Annotated in this window: 17 protein-coding genes; 8 read left to right on the plus strand and 9 right to left on the minus strand. The window is 48.0% G+C overall.

Annotated features, from left to right (window positions below):
• Window positions 1–395: 395 nt before the first annotated feature.
• From H4684_RS18170 to H4684_RS18205, 8 genes are all read left to right on the plus strand, one after another.
• Window positions 396–1580, plus strand: a complete 1185-nt coding sequence (locus H4684_RS18170) for a tyrosine-type recombinase/integrase (protein WP_192624824.1) — start codon at window positions 396–398, stop codon at window positions 1578–1580.
• Window positions 1581–1717: 137 nt separating this feature from the next.
• Window positions 1718–1975: a type II toxin-antitoxin system HicA family toxin gene (locus tag H4684_RS18175; RefSeq protein WP_192624825.1), complete on the plus strand. Its 258-nt coding sequence runs from the start codon at window positions 1718–1720 to the stop codon at window positions 1973–1975.
• Window positions 1976–1989: 14 nt separating this feature from the next.
• A complete protein-coding gene (locus H4684_RS18180) occupies window positions 1990–2502 on the plus strand; it encodes a type II toxin-antitoxin system HicB family antitoxin (RefSeq protein ID WP_192624826.1) in 513 nt (170 codons plus the stop codon).
• The gene (locus H4684_RS18185) at window positions 2474–2884 is read left to right on the plus strand and encodes a hypothetical protein (RefSeq protein WP_192624827.1); all 411 of its coding nucleotides are present in this window, start codon (window positions 2474–2476) and stop codon (window positions 2882–2884) included. Before H4684_RS18180 ends, H4684_RS18185 begins: the two co-directional genes overlap by 29 nt.
• A 129-nt stretch (window positions 2885–3013) precedes the next feature.
• Window positions 3014–6427: a class I SAM-dependent DNA methyltransferase gene (locus tag H4684_RS18190; RefSeq protein ID WP_192624828.1), complete on the plus strand. Its 3414-nt coding sequence runs from the start codon at window positions 3014–3016 to the stop codon at window positions 6425–6427.
• A 330-nt stretch (window positions 6428–6757) separates the two neighbouring features.
• On the plus strand, window positions 6758–7495 hold the full coding sequence (locus H4684_RS18195) for a hypothetical protein (protein WP_192624829.1): 738 nt from the start codon (window positions 6758–6760) through the stop codon (window positions 7493–7495).
• Entirely contained in the window at window positions 7488–8174 is a 687-nt protein-coding gene (locus tag H4684_RS18200) for a hypothetical protein (RefSeq protein WP_192624830.1), read from the plus strand. Before H4684_RS18195 ends, H4684_RS18200 begins: the two co-directional genes overlap by 8 nt.
• Window positions 8158–8664: a hypothetical protein gene (locus H4684_RS18205; protein WP_192624831.1), complete on the plus strand. Its 507-nt coding sequence runs from the start codon at window positions 8158–8160 to the stop codon at window positions 8662–8664. Before H4684_RS18200 ends, H4684_RS18205 begins: the two co-directional genes overlap by 17 nt.
• Before the next feature lie 324 nt (window positions 8665–8988).
• Here the strand turns inward: H4684_RS18205 and H4684_RS18210 are convergent, their stop codons facing one another.
• The 9 genes from H4684_RS18210 to H4684_RS18250 all read right to left on the minus strand — a co-directional run bounded on the left by H4684_RS18210 (window position 8989) and on the right by H4684_RS18250 (window position 17646).
• Window positions 8989–9558, minus strand: a complete 570-nt coding sequence (locus H4684_RS18210) for a hypothetical protein (RefSeq protein ID WP_192624832.1) — start codon at window positions 9556–9558, stop codon at window positions 8989–8991.
• A gap of 17 nt (window positions 9559–9575) precedes the next feature.
• Complete coding sequence (locus H4684_RS18215; protein ID WP_192624833.1) at window positions 9576–11519, minus strand: DotA/TraY family protein; 1944 nt, start codon at window positions 11517–11519, stop codon at window positions 9576–9578.
• 2 nt (window positions 11520–11521) lie between these two features.
• Window positions 11522–11902, minus strand: a complete 381-nt coding sequence (locus H4684_RS18220) for a hypothetical protein (RefSeq protein WP_192624834.1) — start codon at window positions 11900–11902, stop codon at window positions 11522–11524.
• 15 nt (window positions 11903–11917) lie between these two features.
• Window positions 11918–12406, minus strand: coding sequence for a hypothetical protein (locus H4684_RS18225; RefSeq protein ID WP_192624835.1), 489 nt, complete (start codon window positions 12404–12406; stop codon window positions 11918–11920).
• A 440-nt stretch (window positions 12407–12846) separates the two neighbouring features.
• Window positions 12847–13131 carry a hypothetical protein gene (locus H4684_RS18230; RefSeq protein WP_192624836.1) on the minus strand — a complete coding sequence of 95 codons (285 nt, stop codon included), beginning with the start codon at window positions 13129–13131 and terminating at the stop codon, window positions 12847–12849.
• A 417-nt stretch (window positions 13132–13548) separates the two neighbouring features.
• Window positions 13549–16065: a MobF family relaxase gene (gene mobF / locus H4684_RS18235; protein WP_192624837.1), complete on the minus strand. Its 2517-nt coding sequence runs from the start codon at window positions 16063–16065 to the stop codon at window positions 13549–13551.
• Window positions 16059–16259 (minus strand): hypothetical protein, encoded by a 201-nt coding sequence (locus tag H4684_RS18240; RefSeq protein WP_192624838.1) that lies wholly within the window; start codon window positions 16257–16259, stop codon window positions 16059–16061. The genes mobF and H4684_RS18240 overlap by 7 nt, the downstream gene beginning before the upstream one ends.
• Before the next feature lie 12 nt (window positions 16260–16271).
• A complete protein-coding gene (locus tag H4684_RS18245) occupies window positions 16272–16733 on the minus strand; it encodes a hypothetical protein (RefSeq protein WP_192624839.1) in 462 nt (153 codons plus the stop codon).
• Between the two features lie 244 nt (window positions 16734–16977).
• Complete coding sequence (locus H4684_RS18250) at window positions 16978–17646, minus strand: hypothetical protein (protein ID WP_192624840.1); 669 nt, start codon at window positions 17644–17646, stop codon at window positions 16978–16980.
• Window positions 17647–17656: the final 10 nt, after the last annotated feature.

Raw genomic sequence — 17656 nt, forward strand, 5'->3', positions numbered from 1 at the left:
AGTCCCGAGGCATTCGAAAAATCATTTTATCAGAGACAGCGAAACAGGGCGGCTTAACCTCCCGGTCTGTGTCCATTTTTTCTGTGGCAATCCAGAGGGTTCCAAGCCCTCGATTCTGTCTATTAAATACTTGCATCTAATTTTCATTTTTACCGGGGCACCGGGGCACAACCTCGAAAACCCTTACCAGCCCTAGCTTTCCCGCGCCCCGGTAGACAAAATCATACCGGGGCACATCGGGGCGCCGGAGCGGGACTACCGGGGCAGTCCCGAAGCGTGAAGGCCCGGCAACCCATGCTAGGCGTAGGATTCTAGCCTGCCCCCCCCCGTTTTTCCCTGGAACAATTCCTAGAAATCATACCGGGGCACCGGGCGGGGCACCTTAGGAGACAATTTTGATACGCGAGAAATCAAAAAAATACCCCGGCGTCTATTGGCGCCAGGATGAAAAAACCGGCGAGCGATCATATTATATCCGCTACCGGCTTGGCGGACGTGAATCAAAGCTTATCGATGAACCGGTCGGCAAATCCTCCGCAGCCATGACCGAGGCCAAAGCCGCGCAAGTGCGGGTCCTACGCATGACTGGTAAAGACCAACCCAATACCGAGCGCAGAGCCCAAGAGAAGGCCGTCAAGGAAGCTGAGGCCGGACGCTGGACCGTGCAAAAGATCTGGGACGAGTACGACAAAGCGCACAAAGACCGTTCCAGCGCTAAGCCTGACCGTTCTTATGCAAGCTATTTTCTGACCGACTTCGGTGAAAAGATCCCTGAAGATCTTGTGACCCTGGACATTGAACACCTGCGCAGAGACCTTGCCAAGCGCAAGAGCGCCAGAACCAAAAAGCCCCTTTCCGCTCAGACCCAGAAGCACGTCCTAGCCCTACTCAAGCGGATGCTCAAATGGGCGGCGGACATGGGGCACATTGCCCCGCCCGCGCACCTCAAATTCAAGATGCCTACCGTCGATAACGAGAAAACCGAGTTTATGAGTGAGGATCAACTTCAAGCATATTTTGAAGCATTGGATGAAGAACCCGACCAAGACGACGCGGCATTTTTTCGGCTGGCGCTCTTTACCGGCATCCGTAAGACCGCCCTTCTCAACCTCCAGTGGAGTGACGTGGACCTGGAAGGCGGCTACCTGACCTTACGCGGTGCCGTGGCGAAGAATGACAAGACACAGACCGTTCCGCTCTCCCAAGGCGCGGTCCAGGTGCTGAAGAGGATCACGCGCAGAGAAAGTTCCTACGTGTGGCCCGGTGCTGACGGTGGTCCTAGAGAGGGGTTCACGCGCATGGGGCGGCGACTGAGGAAGAAAGCAGGGCTTCCAAAGGATTTCCGACCATGTCACGGCTTGCGGCATCATTTCGCATCTACGCTGGCCAGTTCCGGCAAGGTGGATTTGTACAGCTTGCAAAAACTCCTGACACACGGAAGCAGCGCCATGACACAACGGTATGCGCATTTAAGCGATGAGGCCCTAAAGCGGGCAGTGGCGACGGTGGACGACATGCTAAGTCGACAGATCCCCAAAGAGTCTATTGGTAACAACCCAACATCTTTGGATAATACGTAAAAACCATGTGAAATATCTCAAAATTAACCACTCAAAAAAACTTAAATTTTCCTTGCCATTTTTTGGGCAAGGCATATTAGTTCTCTTGACATGAAAAAATGGTTCCATATACGGATCCATCCATTGGGAGGGGGTGCATGGCAGAGGATGGCAAAATCAAGAAGTGCTACGACAAACTCGTTAGATCACCGAGCAACACCTCGTTTGAAGAGTTTTGCGCGTGTGCAGAGTCTGCAGGATTTATATTTAAACGCCAATCAGGATCTCACATTCTATATCAACACAAAGATCACCCCGCCGAGATGATGAATTTTCAAAATGATAAAGGAAAAGCTAAACTTTACCAAGTCAGGCAACTGATTAAATTTATCGAAGCCTATATATTAACCGACTAATCAGGAGGCGCTCAATGCTTAAGCACGGATTTACCGTTCTTTGGAGCGACGAGGACAATTGCTTTATTGCAACGTGCCCAGATTTTCCTGGATTATCTGCGTTTGGTGAAAGCCCAGAAGAAGCTTTAAGAGAAGCAAATGTTGCTCTATCCTTGTTTTTAGACGAATTCCAAGAATCAGGAAAAAACGCTCCTTTACCAAAAACTTTAGTCCATAATAATTATAGCGGCCAAACACGTTTAAGGATGCCAAAAACTCTACATAAAGATCTCGCAGAAAGTGCAGAGAATGAAGGAGTGTCGCTTAATACATGGATTATTAAACTCCTTTCTGAATCAAACGCGATATCAAGAGTTGAAAATAAACTTGAATGCATTGCAAGAAAACAAACTATAGAACTTGCCACAAAAGTACAAAAACAAAATCCTGAAAAATCGGGTACAAGTTTTGTATTACAACAAGATTTTATGTATGAACAAGATTTAAACGGTGAGGACTATGGACAAGCAAAAACTTATATTAACTAAAGGGCCAAGACTTACAAAATGCGAATTTAATACAAGAAATATTAAATCGCCCATTAAGAACAAGCCATTAGTAAAATGTAAATACACTGTTGCAGTTTCAAAAGAAGATGGAAGTGATACGATTGACATTATCGCGTCTATCAAGTCAAACAGTGGAAACATTCCGTTTAAATTTGAAATTTCACTGCAAGCAGAATTTTCATTGCATGATAATGTCGAAATAGACGATGAAGACATCGTACAGATGTCTCTTCCTTATTTTTATACAACAATGAAGGATCTTATTATTGAGCTAACTAGCAAGGCATATATTAAACCTTTTTATCTCCCCATGCCGTACAGCGTGCCTTCGGAAGAAAACATGAACTTACAAAAACTATAAGTATTTTTAGCGCGCCCCTCTCCCGAGGGGCTTCTATTTTGCTCAATTTCTTGCGATGTTTCACAAATAATGGCAGGGGTTTTCTTCACCGAAAACCCCATTTTTTATTCAAAATACCAGGAAATAACCATGGTGGATATCGCGGAATTCATCGCCCGTTGGAGCAATTCCCACGGCTCGGAACGAGGAAATAGCCAGCGGTTTTTGACGGAATTCATTTCCATTCTGGAGCTACCGCCGATGCCCACTGACGCGGAAACCGTCCCAGGCTACGAATTTGAACATTCCGTTGCGTACAAGGATGACGAGGGTAAAACCCACGATCTCCGCATTGACCTATACAAGCGCGGTTGCTTCGTCCTCGAATCCAAGCAGGGAATAGAGGTCCGCGAAAAAACACCCCTTGAACAAATCGTTGCCCGTCCGGCGAAGGCAGGAACCAAGCGTGGCACCTCTGCCTGGGATCGGCTCATGGACCGCGCCTTTCACCAGGCGGAAGACTATGTGCGCCGCCTTCCCGCCACTGAAGGGCGCCCGCCGTTCATCATCGTCATAGACGTTGGATTCTCTTTCGATATCTACGCGGAATTTTCACGCACTGGCGGCCTTTATGCGCCCTACCCCTCACCTGGTAAGCACCGATTCTCCCTTGCGGATCTCGCCAAGCCCGAAGTGGCGACCATGTTCAAGTCCATTTGGGAAGATCCCCTTTCCCTGGACCCGTCGCGGCGTTCGGCCAAGGTTACGCGTGAAATTGCCGCCCACTTGGCGGAGCTGGCAAAATCTCTTGAGGGTGACCATGCACCCGATGACGTGTCCGCGTTCCTCATGCGCTGCTTGTTCACCATGTTTGCCGAAGACGTAGGGCTCTTGCCTGAACGATGTTTCCAGAAGATTCTTGAAAACGGCCTGAACAAGCCTGAGGGCTTCGCGCCCACGGCCCAGGATCTTTGGCACGCAATGAATATTGGCGGTTGGTCTGTGGCCATTCAGGACAAGCTCTTACGCTTCAATGGCGGCATATTCGCCGACCCTTTGGCTCTGCCCTTGAACCGCGTTCAGATTGAAGTGCTGCTCAAGGCCGCCCAGGCCGACTGGCGGGAAGTGGAGCCCGCCATTTTCGGCACCCTCCTGGAGCGGGCCCTTGACCCGCACGAACGCCACAAGCTCGGAGCGCATTTCACACCACGCGCCTACGTAGAACGTTTGGTTGCTCCAACGCTCATCACGCCTTTGCGGGAGGAATGGCGAAGCATCCAGGCAGCGGCAGCCATGGCCGCTGAAGACGGTGACAGGGCCAAGGCCCTAAAGATCGTGACCGCCTTTCAGAAAAAGCTCTGCCTGCTGCGCATCCTGGACCCGGCCTGCGGTACGGGGAACTTTCTCTATGTGGCGTTTGAACTCCTCAAACGACTAGAAGCCGAAGTGGTCCAGGAAGAATCCCGCTATGGGGCTCAGGGGCGCTTACGCATGGAAGGGGCGCATGTAGACCCCCACCAGTTCCTGGGCCTCGAACTCAACTCCAGGGCCGCGAGAATAGCGGAAATGGTCCTCTGGATTGGATATCTGCAATGGCATTTTCGAACCCACGGACACACGCCGCCTTCTGAACCGATCATCCGCGCCTTCCGAAACATCGAATCCAGGGACGCAATCCTTGCCTTTGATAGCTGGGAATATCGCGCCGACGAAAGCGGGAAGCCCGTCATGCGCTGGGATGGCCGCAGCACCAAGACCGACCCGGTCACGGGGCGCGAAGTGCCGGACCCGGAGCAGACTCTTCCGGATATGATTTTTAAGAACCCTCGCCCGGCATCTTGGCCCGAGGCGGATTTCATTCTCGGCAATCCGCCGTTCTTGGGGGGAAGCTCAAAGCGCGGCATCCTTGGCCAAGGCTATTTTGAAGCGCTGGCCAAAGCCTATCCCGAACTGCCCGAGTCCTGCGACCTGGTCATGTACTGGTGGCACAAGGCCGCCGAGATTGTCAGGGCAAAGAAGGCGGTTCGTTTCGGCTTCATCACCACCAACAGCATTTCCCAAGCCTTCAACCGTCGCATAATCGCCCTGCACCTGGATGCGGGTCTGTCTGTGACCTTCGCCATTCCGGATCACCCATGGGTGGACAGCGCCGACGGCGCAGCCGTACGGATCGCGTTGACCGTTGGGGCGCCTGGTCATGAGGCCGGGGAAGTCCAGACCGTGACGCATGAAAAAGAAGGTTCTGATGTTGAAAGGGATGTCACGTTGTCCAGCCAATGGGGACGGGTCAATGCGGATTTGACTGTGGGGGCGGATGTAACAGACATCAAACAACTATTTTCAAATTCTGCACTTTGTTTTCAAGGGGTCAAACTTCACGGAACTGGCTTCATTGTTACAAATTTAGAAGCAGAAATTCTCGGGCTAGGTAAGGTTCAAGGAATAGATTGTCATATTCGACCGTTCTGTAATGGGAATGACTTAGTAGGAAAAAACCGCCACGCTATGGTTATTGACCTTTTTGGACTTAACGAAAGTGAGGTTTTGACGCAATTCCCAACTATCTTCCAATGGATATCAGAGCGTGTGAAACCAGAAAGAGATCAAAATAATAGAGAGTCGTACAAAAAAAATTGGTGGATTTTTGGAGAACCCAGGCGAGAACTAAGGCCTGCAATCAAAAAATTGAGACGCTACATTGCTACTGTCCGAGTTGCAAAACATCGCATTTTTTGCTTTCTAAACTCTGAAATTCTCCCAGAAAGTCGAGTAATGGCCATTGCACTTGATGATGCTTTTTTTCTTGGTGTTCTTTCAAGCCGCCTGCACACGGTTTGGTCTTTAGCCGCCGGAGCATCACATGGAGTCGGGAACGATCCAACATACAACAACACTCTTTGCTTCAACCCTTTCCCCTTCCCTGCCACCGATGAATGCCAACGCCAACGCATCCGAGACATTGCGGAACGTCTTGACGCCCACCGTAAGGCCCGCCAGGACGAACACCCGGACCTGACACTGACCGGCATGTACAACGCCATGGAACGCCTCCGCTCCGGACAGTCTTTCACGCCCGCAGAAAATAAAGCACATGAACAGGCCTTGGGCACAGTCCTCCTGACCCTGCACAACGAACTCGATGCTGCCGTTGCCGATGCCTACGGTTGGCCTGCCGATCTTTCTGACTCCGAAATATTGTCCCGCCTGGTGGAGTTGAACAAGGCCCGAGCTGCTGAAGAAAAGAAAGGGGTGATCCGCTGGCTACGCCCTGAGTACCAGGCCCCGGAAAGCACCAGAAGAGAAGAAACACCGTCCCTGCCGATACCCCAGGCCCAAACGCAACAAACCAAACCCAAGGCCGCAGAATTGACACCTTGGCCCAAGGATGAAGCCGGGCGGATTGCCCTGCTCATGAAAACCCTTCGTGCACTTGGACGTGAGGCCACCACGAATGAACTCGCTGCTGGGATCAAAGGCGCGTCTGCCGCGAAGATTGACCGTGTGGCCCAGAGCCTTGCTGTGCACGGTCTGATACGGAAAGGTGATAAGGGATATTTGGGGTAAACAGTTGTGAGAATCAGTCTAAACTGATATGTTTTTGGTCGTCCCTAAATGTATTTCTAATAAGCCTGAGCAGTATTGCTGTCCTTTTCTCGTAGAAAATAACTAGCTCCAATACTTGAAAAACTTCCGACAATAATTTATGTTTTTTTAAAGATTAAAAATAAAAAGGCTTTGTTACACTGACGAGGATATTTTTTACGCCAAGTCCCCGTTAACATTTGAGGCCCGTGGGCTTTACCCCAAAATATTATCAATTCAGGGCTCAGTAGATGACACCCATTCTGTATAATAAGTATCTCTGTAAATTATCTCTCTACATAAGGGGATTTCATGTTTGACATTAATGGAAAGTACCAGGCAAGCATATTTGGCAACTTCACTGATATTTCACCTAATTCTGAAAATATTATAAAAATATTATCTTTATTTAAAGAAGAAAATTACATTCCAAGCACAATACAAGAAATATCACAAATTGCAAGCGGCAACGCTCACAGAGTACAATTAATAACAAACGATCGCGAGTGGCACATAAATTTTTTAACAAATAGGATAGATATTGAAAAAAATCCCATAGATTCAAAAGGAAATAATCTTGGAAAAATTGAAGATTTTACGAATTACTCTGTAAAAACATTTGAAAAAATACTATTAGAATTTAATAAAAAATCTAGTCGGTTTTCATTGGTCACAAGTGGTCTCCTAAAAGAAATAAGCAGTGAAAAGCTTGATTGTATATATTGTAAATTATTTAATCAAATTAAATTTTATGAAGACAATCCTCCATTTGAATGGAACTTCAGAACGGTGTCAAAAATTAAAAAAGAACTTCTTGGCTCACAAGAAAATTACAACATAATATCATCAATCAATCGTTTACAAGGAATTTTTTCATCTCAATCAGAATCTTACAATTTTGACAGAATTGAAGTACAGTTTGATATTAATACAACACATGAAAATCAAGAAACAAGATTCGAACTGAAGCATATAGATGAATTCATGAAGCAAGCAGTTTCTATTCGTGCAGATCTAATAGAAGAATTCAAGGAATATCTCGATGTTTAAGTATATCAAATTACCATTATTACTGACTGATAATTCACGCCCTACAACAACTAGACAAACAAAATTCCAATCAACCAACTTTGAAGATGATAATTTTGCTCCAATAATATATAAAATTTTTAACGACACAAATATCAAAAGCAGTAGAAGCGAGATTAGTATTCTTTGTCAATATTTCGGAACAAAAAAACTTGCAAATTCAAGATCAAGTGAAGAGCTAAAAATCGAAACCTCTAACGATTTTTGCTCAATACATAAAAAAAACATTATTGATCTAATTTTATTGCAAGATTTTGATTATGGCTTTAATTCAAATGCCGACAAATATGTTCAAAATATTATTAGTACAAACAAAACAGACACCGCATTATTACTTAATTCGATTTTCATCGAAAATTTTGACATTAAAAACATTGTAACTGGAATTTTAAGAATTATTGCTCACCTTAAATATGATGATATATATCCTGTTGGACAAACTATGGCCATAGCTGCGCTAAAGCATAAGGATGTTGAAATTAGAGAATGCGGAGTTAGAGCTTATGAAATATGGGGAAATCAGGAATCTATTAAAGCGTTAAAAAGCATCAAATGTACTGAAAAATGGCTTCAAGACTATATCGACCAAGTCATAAACGAAATAACTGAGGAAATACAAACTAATGGCTCTGCTTGTTAGGAAAATTGAAATTGCGAAATGGAGACAAAACAACATTATAAGTGGAGCTGACGCATCTGCTGATGCAATAACAAATTGTATGAAAACAACTTCTAATAAATTATCTACATGGAAAATTGAAAACAGTGACAAAATCAATGAAGCTGTCTTAGCCACCATATCAAATTTTCAAAAATTTGATAAAACTGATTATATAATATTAGAAGAAACTTTTTTATCTGACAATGGATTGAAAATTATCCCGTTTCCTGGAAATACTCCAGTTTATGATTTAATTGATACGCATTACGATATTGTTGATTTAACATATTCGTCTTTAGGTATTTTAAAAAATCAAGTTATTGAACATATAAAAGCGGAAAAAGTAATAAGAATTACCGCGCGAGAGTCGAAAAAAATTTTATTGAAAGCAATTGATGAACAACGCGTTGATATAGACAAGCTTCACCCAGAACTCCAAAGCAAAATCAAAAAAGAACCATTGAAATAATCGAAGATACCAATTGAATTTGCTTTTTTATCTAAATCTGGTTATTATTGTTAGCCTTAGCACATCAATCAAATTTTGCTTTTCGCCGTGACACGGGGAACAGTTGTAGACCTGCTCGGAGGCTGGGGCGGGTTCGTGTGTGATTTTCTGATTGGAGCCCCCGAGGGAGACGATTATGAGTTTGTCACCGTCACGGTTCGCAAAGAGCAGTGCGAGCCCTCTCCCTCATAAATACCCGAAATAATGCCGCTAAAGTCTTGCGCAAAAAAAAAGCCCCCCGAGACCAATTCCCGAGGGACAACACACAGGGAGAGGAAGAAAAATCTAGTTAATATATGTTCCGATCCCCGCAAAAATCCCGCCCCACTTCGCCGCCGCCTGGATCACTGTCGGCAAGTTCATAGCACAAGCGCCGCCAACGATTTTAGCGATACAAACCCCGACCTGGGCCCGCTTGCCATGTGTTAGCCCGTACCATCCAGCGATGAAGCCAAGGAAACCGACAACCCAGGATATCCGCAAAAAAGTCTTAAACATATCGCTTGCCGGTCCGGCCTTGGCCGTCACGTGACTCTCAATTCCAACGAGCTGCAAGCTGTCAGCTCCGAAAAGCGACCCGGCGGCCATGTTGACCGCGCTTGCGACCGACAGCAATACACCGCCAACGAGGACCATGGACAATGCCCGACCTGGCGACTCTTGACGGCCTTTGCTCTTGATGAACGCAATCAGCCCGCCACCCAGAAGGAAAAAACCAATGGCCCCGGCTGCAATCCTCGCCAGGCCGGCCAGCGCCACAAGGTCCGCGCCAATTTGGCCGTGATTAAGCGCCTGTGGTCCGTCAGCCCAGGCCCCGGCCGGGACGAGCCCGGCCAGGGCAATGGTGATGATCATTATATGTGCACGCATCGTTATTTACTCCCCTGGGGCAATGCCTTTTTGCCTGCCCCGGCTGCCACGGGCTTAGCGCCGCTCTTGAGCGCTCCGACTCCGCGACCAAGCGTCACGGCAGCCATTCCGGCGCCGATAATCTTGCCAGAAGCCGCCTTGTCGTCGCCGCTCATCTGCGATTGACCGCCAACCCATGCAAGAATTTCGTCCGCCGCCTGGAACATAAATCCGAACGCTCTGATAGCAATGATTGCAACTGCAAAACCGGCGAGTATAAATGTAACAGTCAATCTGATAAAAAAATTGATGTAGTCGAAACCTGGGGTGTTGACGGACCCAGATACAATGTAAGGTTTAACACTTTCCAGGAAAACCCACGAAATACCTGATAAAATAAAATAACTGCACACAAAACCGATTGTAATGAGGATCGGACGCAGTGTCATGGACATTAACAACATCCAGCCTTGCTTAGTGTGTCCGCCATTGTCACTCGGCAGTATGTGTGCTGCTGACCAAATCGGCGCGGCCAGCACTGATTGCAGGATGCTTATAAAGACAGAGCACAGGCCGAAAATCCAAATGCAGAGCGGTATAAACGGCAATACGTGAGAAAGAAAAACGCCTGCACCGAGCATGCACAACACAACTGCCGTACCGATTATGCCCGAATCGCTGACCCAACCAGCGGCCTTTGCAACTGCACCAATCGGCAATTTGCTAACAACCGCTGCAACTGATTTAACACCGACTAGCACTACTGCGCTTTGTACTGCGTAATGTCCAAGATTTATTAATCTTAAATACGGATCTCCGCCGCCGTCCAATATGCTAAAAACTGCATCAGTGATTGCTTGCATTGTCTCAGCGCCGGAAATTTCCGCGACTTGTACGCCGTTACTATGCAAAAAACTTGCACTGCGAATAATATAGACACCGACCCCGCCTAACTCGGTATCTATCATGTTTGTAAAATCCGGGACGTCTGGCGTAAAATCGTACGTGACGCGCTGATTAAAACGCGCTGTTTGCTCTGATATTGTGTAATACCATGTGCCAAGCGTCATCCATCCTTTAACAGCAACGCTCTGACTAAAATTTGCAATACCGTCTTGCGCTTTTTTGTCTATATCGATCCGCGCAACATCCGCAAGCTCTGTATCGAGCTGTTTAAAACGGGCTTTTGCTGCTGCAAGTCGTTCCGTCGGCTGGTACTGCTCGTTTTTGACAATAGACTCTGCAATCGGTCGCAACTCTTGTACAACATCGTCTATCGCATAACGCGCAATCTGATAGTAATGCGCGTCTATTGTTAAAGAGCCGCATGAGTTATCATTCATGCTGAAAAAGTTCTTTTTGCCGTAAACAATTTGATTTTTATCCCAGCTTACCGGCATTGGATCAGCTCCAAGCTGACTATAGTGCGTGTCTTTATAAGCTTTACACGTCTCTAATTGCAAGAGCGCAAGCAACGCTTTATCTTTATTTTGGTCGTGAAATGCCGGAAATGTAGTAAGCGGGCGGCCTGTCGACAGGTGCGCTGCTGTCATCTCAGCGATACGGTCAGCAGTTGTAAATCCGAATCCTGCAAAAGACAAAACCATCATCTGTACAAGAGACATGCCGAAAATCGGAATAATGCCTACTGCACCAGCTACGCCACGCATAACAGAAGCAATACTATTGTAACGCGAGAAAAAAGAGCCTTCGTGCGCTGCCCGCATCGTGCCGGACATAATCAAAAACAGTATAACAGCGCTTGCAGCCATAGCAATGGCAGTGTTGTACAATGTAAAAATATCGACCAAGAGCGGCCCAACCGCGCTAGTCGGACCGCTATCGTACATATTGTGCCACGAGTCGCCAAAAATTGACGACAATAAACCGTCACCGATGTTTCCGGACGAAAAATCAATATCTTGCGCAAATTCCGGCGCTGTTTGTGCGTTGGTAGTCTCTGCCATGGCTATTCTCGCCGTGCTATCGCGTTGCTCATTTTTTCGACATCGTTAGCAGTGCGCAGCGTGTACATTCCAAAAACGACAGCCCAGGCCAAACATGCCCCGGCCCCGGACATGGAGTCAATGCTCAGGCAGTACATAACGCCCGCGACACATGCCGCCATGACTGACATAAAAATGTACTGACTGACGGTTGCGTTTTTGTGGAGGCGTTTAATGTCTGCACGATACTGCTGTTCGCTGTAGTCGTAAGCGTCGTCGCCTTCGTTTTTAATGTTTTGCTTGATGATTTTTACGCTACTAGACAAAACTCGCGTTTCGCGTGCTGTGCCGCGAAGATACTTAAACGCGTTTCGGGTCAGGTATTTGAGTCCTAGGATGTCCATGGTTTCCCCCGTGTGTTAAAGACCTAATCTTTCTCTGTTGTGTTTGTCATACAATTCATCATAGTCAGCGTATGCTTCAAGCAATTCTTCATGCGCATCACACTTTTTATATTTAAGAAAATCTAATTCACCACGCGGTTTGTCAAAACCTAACTCACTACGCAATTTATTCCAATCTTCTCTGCATGTATCACAAAAAATAGTATCATAATGACTTTCGTACTTTGCATTGCATTTTTTACATTTATATGTCGAATTGATTAGATATTTATTTTTATATAATCTTTCGCTGTAACGTCTTGCTGCTCTACTGTATCTTTCTTTGAGCTCATCCAATCTTTCAATATCGCTAAATGAGCCTGTATTTTTTTTAATTTCTCTCCTCAATTCGTCCGATGCCCTGTCGTAAAAAAGATAATCTGCATAACAGTTTGGACAAAGCTGATAAAAATCAGTTTCATTTTCAAAAATATTTCCGCAGCTCTGACATTTAATTTTTTCCATATTCGTTCTCCTTGTGTGTTTTTCTGTTTTTCTCTCGCTCTCCATGACTAATACATATCAATCTTGGCAGTGGTTGTCAAGAAAATTATCTAAAGTAACGCATAAAAAATGATTATTGCGTATTTTTTGAGCGCACTAAATACATTCAATGTCAAAATCTGACATTCAATGTCATGTCGCAACATTCACTGTCAAAAACTAACATTAAATGTTGCGTTGCGAAATTAAATGCGTCGCCAAAAATGCAGTTATAAGCGCGTGCGGTAGGCCGCGACAGCGGCGACACACCGCCGCCGGGAGAGCGGCGTATAGGCCGCTAGGCCGGGAGCTCTTCAGCTGCGGTGTCGCGGTCGCGACCAGACCCGCCGCCGCCAGCGAAGCGCAAGCCCGGGCCCGTGTCGGGTCCCGGGCGTTGATCACCATCACCATCACCGCCACCATCACAGCTCCTCATGCAGCTTAACGAGCCAGGACAGCCGCGCCCGCAGTGCACCGTTGGCAAAAAAGCCGACGGTGCACTGCGGGCGCACGGCCCCTTTCAAGGACCGACAGCGCAGGCCTAAACGAGCCCCGCCCCGCAGCGCAGGGAGTGGGGCCCACTGCCTTTCCTGCTCGGTCTTGTGGATCTGCACCAGGGAAAGGGGCACCGCACCGCCCTCCCCGGCCGCCAGGCCGGTTCCCCCCCCCCCCAAGGGGGACGAGTTGGGGCACGCGCTCGCGTGCATATATAATGTAGGAGTGACGGACAGAGGGGTTGTTGTGGACGTGACCAGGTCAAACGAGCTGTGCGCTAGGGATTTGAACCGGTACGGCGGCATCCGCGATGCCGGGTTGCCCGCCCGCCGGACGGCTTCCGGCCGCCGGACGGCTGCAACCTTCAAGCCCGGTCCCCGGTCCTCCGGGGAAGCGCCCAACCCACCCCGCCCCGCAGCAGGATGACGACCAGGGCGAAGAGCAGGGGGGGAAATGTTCCAGGAAAAAACAGGGCGAGGGTGGGCCGCGACATTCAATGCGGAAAACCGAAATTCAGTGTCAAAACCTGACATTCAATGTCAAAACGCCACACTGAATGCCAAAAATCGAAACCGAATGTAACGAAGGAGGAAAAAAGAAGCCCCGGATGGGCCGGGGCATGGGAGAGCTCACATAGAATATTCTTGCGCGGCCTCACGGTCACGAGCAATAGCCTGAGCGGTCCGCTCCCGCGCAGCCGCCTGTTGTGCCAGCATCTCTTTGTACCGCGCCATTTGCGCCTCAAACTCGATCAGTGCCGGGCTTTTTTGTGCCACCTCTGGAGCTTTTTCTTCTCTTCGATAATCAGCGGAGGTGTCCTTTTCACGGTCACGAGTTAGCAGTTTTTCCAAATTTTCGCGGTCCTCTGTCGTACAATGCATAGCGAAACTCTCGCGATGTCTGGACCCGGCCACGTACCCCAAATTTGAGTCAACCATACTTGGATCAAGCGCATAGTGTGCGCGGTCAACGGTCGCACCTTGTGACTTGTGCACCGTGACTGCGTAGGCAAAGTCGAGGTGCTTATAGTCGTCAGCAGTAACAGTTCTGACCTGGTCTGAGCCATCAAGTTTCACGGTCAACGTGTTTTCTTTCGATGATAACACCGTTGCCCGCTGGCCGTTCAAGAGACCTGCTTTGTAGTCGTTTTTGCGGAAAAGAACCCGGTCACCTGCTGCAAAACCACGGTCGCCATACGCGGTGACAAAAGGTTTTTCGTCCTTAGCCACGAGTCCGTTTTCCTGAAGTTTGGCATGGACCAAGTCGTTTATCTGTCTGACTTCGCGGTTCATGCCAGCCATCGCGAGTGATGATTTTCCGGCCACAATATCCGCAACAACCGCGTTTGCAACGGTTTCCCGGATCGCCGATTGGTCTTTATGCACGTGTATTTGCCCGCGTTCATCCATGAGCGCCACGGCCTTTTCTGCCTGTCCGTCAGCGAGATGACGGACGATTTGGCGGTCAACATCATTATGCTGACGACGGATTTCAACCATTTCCTCGCATCCGATTTTTGTTTGTATCGACCTCATAGCGGCACCGGGGTCGACCGGTTGGAGCTGGCCAGTGTCACCGATTAGAACCAGTTTGGCGCCTGCATGGTCGACTTTGTTGACGAGCTGCGCCATGATCCGGCTGCCGGTCATGCCCGCTTCATCCATAACGACTACGGTTTTCTTGTCGAGTTTCAGTTGCCCGAACTCGATCTGAGACAACAATTTGTGAGACGTTAGGCTCTGGATATTCGCACTTTCTTGCAGATTTTTAGCGGCATCGGCGGATGGTGCACACCCGAGGACGCGGATTCCGGTACGTTCCCAAGCCTCCCTGGCACCATCTAACATGTAACTTTTTCCAGCTCCGGCAACGCCGCGAACGACGGCAAGACGGTTGTCGGCAACGATGTGTTCGAGTGCTTTTTTCTGCTCATCTGCCATTGTTTTAGTGGAGTAGACTACGGAAAGCGTGTCCTTGCTGACGGTGTGCCAGGTGTTCTTCGAGAGCGATTCGGCACGGTCAACCAAGTCTTTTTCAAGCTCAAACATCTCTTTTGACGTATATCTTACCCGACCGTCTGGACCCTGGAGCCGGATTAAATCGCCGGATTGCTCCATTTCCTGGCACTTTTTCAAAGCTTCTTTGGAGTCAAAAACACCTTGTGCGGATTCCATCAAAGCGGCTTTTAGACGTGTTTCCGTCATTGTTGACGCGTGGTCAAAAGAGTCTCGAAGAAAGTCTTCTTTGGTCCATTCTAATGATGTTTTTCCGTAACATGCGGACGGGTCAAAGCCATGGTTGACGGCTGCGGATTTGGCGTTTTCAAAGAGCAAAGAACGGTCGACTTCCGTCTTTTTTTGCCTGGTGCTCAAAGTCGCAACCTCGGCCCCCTTCGAAGAGTGAAGGCCCTTTTCGTTCAACGCTTTTTCAATCTCTGCTCGCCTGGAAGACAGTTCTTTTTTCAATTCCTCTGGTACTTCGCTTATCGAAAAACTGAACCGGTCACGTTCGATTGCAAAGCCCATCTCGCGCAGTTCTAGCGCTAGTTCTGCGCGATACACGGCACCAAGTTCTTTGACATAACTGGCCTGAAAATCGATGCGTTTACCGTTCGGCGCTAAGTTGCAAACCACCGCATGCGTATGAAGGTTAGGATCCAAATTCCTTGACGTAGAATGCTCAAAAGTTGCCACTGCAACACCATCTAAATATGGAGTTTTGATTGCACCGGCATGGCCTTCACGCTGAATAAAAGCTCCGCTTTTCTCTGCGTATGTAATGGCCTTTTCAACCGCTTTCTGCTGAGCTTCTGAAAGAGCTTTTCGCGTCTTTTCATCCGCAGTTGCCCAGACAATCGACACACTTTTTGGAGCCGAAAAAGTGAGGTCGTATCCGGCTTTATGTTTATCGCCAGCGTTGTTTGCAATAGCGTTACCGTATTTATGATTATAGCCTTCAAAGGCAAAATAGAGGTCTGCTTTACCGACCGTTTCGCCGCAATAACCAAACCTTTCTGCACCTCTTCCGATCCACTTTCCGGCAGGTTCTCCGCCATGAGTATAATAGTCTTCACGCGCCAAATCAGTGTAATAATCTGCAATGCCTTGGGCGTCATCACCTGCGCCTATGCTCTTAAATTCTAACATGTATCAGCTCTCCTTTTCCGCCTTTTAACTTCTAAAATTTGTGCTAGTGTGAAACCTTTCTCGTTGATTAATTGAGCCATTCTAGCAAGTTTTTGAGCATCTTTTTGACGTTCTAATATGCGAATTTTTTCATTCGTGCGCTTCAATTCTTGCTTCAACTCTTCACGGTGTTTCTTCAGTTTCTCAATCGTCATCATGACTCCAAATTAACGCGGCACCGGTGGCCACGATGCAAGCTGCTGATCGTCGAGACCAGGACCAAACGCTGCACGGTTGGAGGGGTCCGGCCATGCATCATATTTTCGATGATATTGACGGGCTGCATCCAAGAAAAAGGCGAACCTTTCAGATCCAGATTTTGGCAATGTCGGATTTGTTTCGGCGATGATTCGCGCACGAAATTCGTAAAAACTCGGTATCCTTTGATGCTCAATTAAATCTGACATCATAGACTTAACCATAGACTCTACAGAAGACATTTTACCTTCCAACGAGTCCAACTTTTTATCATCTATTGACGCATTTTTTAGATTTTCTTGTCCGCCTTTCTGGCTGATAAGAAGTCTAAAATAGTCTGCATTTGAAAGACCCAATGCGGTCGCCTGCTCACGAAACATTGCCGCATCTTTAGGCAATACTTTGAGCGAAAAAACTTGAGTTTTGGACATTGTATTTTACTCCTCACAAGGTCTACCTGACCGCGCCTTGTATTTGCTTGATTTATCCCCGCCCGCCGTGCGCTAGGTTTACCTTGTGGTCTACCTCGGTTTACCGCGCTAGCTCTGGCTTAAAGCAACACTGCGGTGGGTGGGGTGTATATTTTAATAGTGCTTATGCTTTATTGCATTCTTCATGGTCAAACCAGAGGCAGAAGATACGAAGGGGGAGACCCCCTCCGTAGCCTCCCCCCTTTTATGCATTTGCTGCTGCCCGGATGTGCTGCGATTTGCTTTGCTGCCAGTACGCGTCAAAATCATGATCAACGCGGGCTTTTACGTTGTCCGGCATGATCTCCCAGGCCCGGCGGGCAAGCGCCATGGCGCGGCCTTCAATGGTGATCTCCTCCGGATCCACAACGCTCTCCGTGGTCGCCATGGAGTCGAGCAAGGTTTCCAGGGCCTCGATGTCCCCGCCGTCACCTCGTTCTCCCGGCTGGTCATTTTCTGGACCGGCTTCCGGACTGTCCGATGGACAGTCCGACTGAACATCCATCATGCTATCCATAAAATCACTCTGAGCATTTGCAGAGTCTTGTTTTCTGGCGTCCGCCGGACAGTCCTTTTTTGTGTCCGTGCAGGTGTCCACGTGGTCGGTGTCATGGATCGGCGTATGGTCGTTTTTTGGACTGGTTACGCATGCGTCCAGCCAGGGGACTAATGCCGCCGCCGTCTGAATAACTCGCCTCGCGCTTGTGCGAGGCATCCCCCAGCGGCGGGCCATGCCTGCTATGGTCACGTTTCCGCCATTTGCCACATACAGCACCAGGTCTATTTTGGCCCGCTCCGGGTCCATAGCCCTTTCCGTCCATTCGGGCCTCAAAAAGAGGCCCTGAATTGCTTCAAAAATCTGATTATTTTCCATGAAAAACCTC

Origin of the sequence: Desulfomicrobium macestii, assembly GCF_014873765.1 — a bacterium.
GTDB lineage: Bacteria > Desulfobacterota > Desulfovibrionia > Desulfovibrionales > Desulfomicrobiaceae > Desulfomicrobium > Desulfomicrobium macestii.